The organism is Paraburkholderia strydomiana (assembly GCF_046030495.1).
Taxonomy (GTDB): Bacteria; Pseudomonadota; Gammaproteobacteria; order Burkholderiales; family Burkholderiaceae; genus Paraburkholderia; species Paraburkholderia strydomiana_A.
Map to the genome: position 1 here is coordinate 1 of NZ_JAQQCJ010000060.1, position 4,392 is coordinate 4,392.

The window sequence follows — 4,392 nt, forward strand, 5'->3', positions numbered from 1 at the left end:
TATCTTCGGCAACCGGCCACTTTCAGACGCTCGACGTTGGTGAGTTCCTGACGTTCGAACGTCGGCTAACGCCTTGTGTTGTGCCGTTGCAGACGAGCAATGCCGCAGGGCCCGGGCCGCTCGGGCCACAGTGTTTCTCAGGCGCAAACGGCGCGGCAATCCAGCGGTCGCAACTCGCGACGAGCGGTGACAGTGGGCTGTAGTCAGCTTGCAGTCTTTGAGCAATGTGCTGGACAAACGACAGATGAGTCGCCTACAGAAGGTCAGCGTCGATCGGCTGTGGCAACCAGCAACGCTGGCCTGTTGTCTGTACCGGCGACGAGCCCGCGCGTCGCTTGCAACTCGATCCGTCGTCGGCCGGTGCCTCTGCCACATCGCTCGAGTGAGGTTTGGAGAGGGCGCCTTAGGCGCTCGCCGCAAATACGCTCATCCGCTGCAGAATCCAACTCAGCAGTTCTTCCGCCGCGCCGGAAAGCGGCCGTCGCGCCTTCACCAGGATTCGCGCTTTCGCCGCCTCGAATAGCGGATGCAGGATGGGTAACGCGACCAACTCGCCCGCATCGATTTCCCGGTACACGGAAAACGCGCCGATCAACGTCGCACCTTCGCCGCAGGTCACGAACTGGCGCAGTACCTGGAGCGAGTTGGTGACTAGCGTCGGTCTGACCTCGACATTTTCAGTGTAGGCGAGCATTTCGATGACTTGTCCAAGACCGAAGGCCGGCGGCATCAATGCGAGCGGATACCGCAACATCTCGCTGATGGTGACGGCGCCGCCGCGTTTTGCAAGCGGATGCGCCGCATTGACCAGCAGTACGACCGGCTGCGAGGACGTCGCGCGATACACAATGTCCGGATGCGCTGGCGGGTTGTACGCAAGGCCGATGTGCGAGCGGCTCTGGGCGACTTCTTCCAGCACATCGTTGACGGGCAGGATATCGACGGCCACGTCGAGCTTTGGATAGTGCATGTGGAAGTCGCTCAGCACTTCCTGCATCAGGCCGTCGATATAACCTTCGCTGATCGCAAGTCGGATGTGCCCGCGCTGCAGACCATGCAACGCACGCAACCGGTCTTCGAGTTGCTCCTGCTGAGCCTGACAGCCACGCCAGTATTCGAGCAGATGCGCCGCCGCCTCGGTCGGCTTTACGCCGCGCGCCTGTCGTTCGAACAGCGCCGCACCGACTTCTTCCTCCAGCAAGCGGATTTGCCGCGTAATCACGGATGCCGCCGTGTTGAGGCTGTCTGCCGCCGCACGGATCGAGCCTTTCGTCAGCACTTCGTGAAAATACCGCAGCCTTCGCTGATTCAGTTCGCGCATCTCAAGTCCCCATGTTCGAGTGTTGCCCAACAGGCAACAATAGCCGACTTCGGTTGCTCTTGCTCGTCGCATTTTGGTTGTTGAAGATAACTTCACCTCACGACCGAAACGTTAATCGGAGAACGCCCCTTGTCCGCCATTCCCTCCACGCACATCACCGAACTGCACGCGGCGCTGTATCGCAAGCTCGACTGGCGGCTGCTTCCGTTTCTGCTGGTTTGCTACACGTTCGCGTATCTCGACCGCGTCAATATCGGATTCGCCAAACTGCAGATGCAGAGCGATCTTGGTTTCTCCGACGCCGTCTATGGTCTCGGCGCGGGAATCTTCTTTCTCGGCTACGTGCTGTTCGAGGTTCCTAGCAATCTTTTGCTGCCGAAGGTTGGCGCACGCAAGACGATCAGCCGGATCATGATTCTTTGGGGTGTGACCTCGGCGTCGATGCTGTTCGTGCGCAGCGAGTCGACCTTCTACGCGATGCGCTTTCTGCTCGGCGTCTTCGAAGCGGGCTTTGCGCCGGGCATGATCTTCTATCTGACGTACTGGTATGGCCGCGCGCGCATGGCGCAGGTGATGGCCATCGTGATGCTCGCGGGGCCCATCGGCGGTATGTTCGGCGGGCCGCTCTCGACGTGGATCATGGCGTCGTTTTCGGGCGCGCACGGACTCGACGGCTGGCAGTGGATGTTCCTCGTCGAGGGCCTGCCGTGCGTGCTGTTCGGCGTGCTCGCGCTGTTCGTTCTCGCCGATCGTCCCGCCGACGCGCGCTGGCTGTCCGACGACGAAAAACGTCTTCTCGCATCTGAACTCGATACCTCGGGCGGACATCATTCGTTCGCGCAGGTAGCGCGCGATCCACGCGTCTATTTGATGGCGTTGCCGTATTTCTGCTTCATCTGCGGCATTTACGCGGTGAGCTTCTGGCTGCCGTCCATCATCAAAGCCGCGGGCGTCAAGGACACGATGCAGATCGGCCTGTATTCCGCGATTCCCTACGTCGCCGCAGCGATCGCGATGATCGTCATTGGACGAAGCTCGGACCGGCGCGGCGAGCGGCGCTATCACAGTGCGATTCCCGCGCTCATCGGTTCACTGACACTCGCGCTCGCGACCTTCTTCGGCGGCGGTCTCGCGGTCTCGCTCACTTGCATGACGATCGCCACCGCGATGATGTGGTCCGCCTACACCGTATTCTGGGCGATGCCTTCCGAGCATCTGAAGGGCGATGCGGCCTCAGGTGGCATCGCGCTCATCAACACCATCGGGCTCGTCGGCGGCTTTCTCAGCCCGACGATTATCGGCTGGGCGCAAAGCGCAACCGGCAGCCTGCATGCCGGCTTGTACGTGATGGTCGCGCTGCTCGCTGTCGGCGCGCTCGGGCTGATCGCTATGCGTCCGGCGCGCGCGGCCTGACCTCGCTCGATCATCGAAACGACCACGACAACGAGAGGCTTCCATCTTGCCGAATTCCAATCGCACCATTCTTATCGCCGGCTTTCAGCACGAAACCAACACCTTCGCGCCGTCGAAAGCGGCCTACGAGAACTTCGAGCGCGGCGAAGGCTTTCCGCTCATGTCTCGCGGTGATGATGTGCTCGCACTGCGCGAGGTCAATATTCCCGCAGGTGGATTTATTCGCGCAGCACAAGCGGCGGGCCACACGCTCGTGCCGGTCATCTGGGCGGGCGCGAGTCCGTCCGCGCACGTCACGCGCGGCGCCTTCGAACGAATCGCGGGCGAAATCGTCGAGGCCGCGCGCACGCGCAACTTCGATGCGGTGTATCTCGATCTTCACGGCGCGATGGTCGCCGAGCACGTCGACGATGGCGAAGGCGAGGTGCTTGCGCGTGTGCGCGAAGCGGTCGGGCGTGACGTGCCCATCGTCGCGTCGCTCGATCTTCACGCGAACGTCACCGAACGCATGCTGCGCCATGCCGATGCGCTCGTCGCATACCGCACGTATCCGCACGTCGATATGGCGGACACCGGTGCGCGTGCCGCCGCGCTGTTGGAACGGCTGATGGCGGGCGAGACGCTGCATGGCGCGTCACGGCGGCTGCCATTCTTGATTCCGATCAACGGCATGTGCACCTTGCTCCAGCCGTCGCGCGGCATGTACGACGCCGTGGGCGCGGCGGAGGCGGGCGCGGTAGTGTCTGTGTCGTTCGCGCCGGGTTTTCCGGCGGCGGACTTCGCCGAATGCGGTCCGGTGATCTGGGCTTACGCGCATTCAGCCGAGGCGGCGGACACGGCCGTCGACTTGCTGTATCGCCGCATGCTCGCCGACGAGCGCGCCTGGTGCGTGCCGTTCCTTTCGCCCGACGAGGCCGTACGCGAGGCGATGCGCCTGTCGGAGGGTGCGAGTCGACCGGTCATCATCGCGGACACGCAGGACAATCCCGGCGCGGGCGGCGATGCCAACACCATGGAGATGCTGCGCGCGCTCGTACGCAATGGCGCGAACGGCGCAGCCTTCGGGCTGATATACGATCCCGATGCGGCCGCAGCGGCGCATCGTGCGGGCGTCGGCGCGCGGTTGGAACTGTCGCTGGGCGGCCAATCCAACGTGTCGAGCGATGCGCCGTTCGCAGGCGTATTCGAGGTTGTATCGCTGTCGGACGGACGTTGCCGCTACGACGGCCCGATGATGAACGGCATGCAGGCAGAACTCGGCCCGGTGGCATGTCTGCGTTTCGATGGCGTGCTGATCGCGGTGAGTTCGGGCAAGGCGCAGATGCTGGATCGAAATCTCTATCGCGTTGCAGGCATCCAGCCCGAGGACATGAAAATTCTGGTCAACAAGAGCTCGGTGCATTTCCGTGCGGATTTCGAGCCGATTGCGAAGGCCGTTCTTGTCGCGAAGGCGCCCGGCCCAATGGTGGCTGACCCGGCTGACTTGCCATGGACACGTCTTGCGCGAGGCATGCGGACTCGCCCGGGTGGCAAGGCGTTCGACGTGGGCAGCGGAGTTATCTGAGCGAAAGCATCTGCTGTCGACAGGCGCGGCAATGACAGTTGTTGAGCCGAGAAGCGGCATTGAAGTCCTCGGGCATTGAGGGGCGGCTGTGGGT

General features: G+C 62.8%; 3 protein-coding genes. 2 read left to right on the forward strand and 1 reads right to left on the reverse strand.

The genetic code is table 11. From position 1 onward, the window contains the following. Window positions 1–403: 403 nt before the first annotated feature. Window positions 404–1,321, reverse strand: coding sequence for a LysR family transcriptional regulator (locus tag PQQ53_RS34840; protein ID WP_408329241.1), 918 nt, complete (start codon window positions 1,319–1,321; stop codon window positions 404–406). A 129-nt stretch (window positions 1,322–1,450) separates the two neighbouring features. On the opposite strand from PQQ53_RS34840, the gene PQQ53_RS34845 reads away from it, so the two are divergent. Continuing rightward, window positions 1,451–2,734, forward strand: a complete 1,284-nt coding sequence (locus PQQ53_RS34845; protein WP_408329244.1) for an MFS transporter — start codon at window positions 1,451–1,453, stop codon at window positions 2,732–2,734. Between the two features lie 46 nt (window positions 2,735–2,780). Beyond that, entirely contained in the window at window positions 2,781–4,298 is a 1,518-nt protein-coding gene (locus PQQ53_RS34850; protein ID WP_408329247.1) for a M81 family metallopeptidase, read from the forward strand. Window positions 4,299–4,392: the final 94 nt, after the last annotated feature.

Coding starts and splice junctions, on each gene's coding strand:
- PQQ53_RS34840 (WP_408329241.1), bottom strand. CDS start 1,321: ATGCGCGAACTGAATCAGCGAAGGCTGCGGTATTTTCACGAAGTGCTG.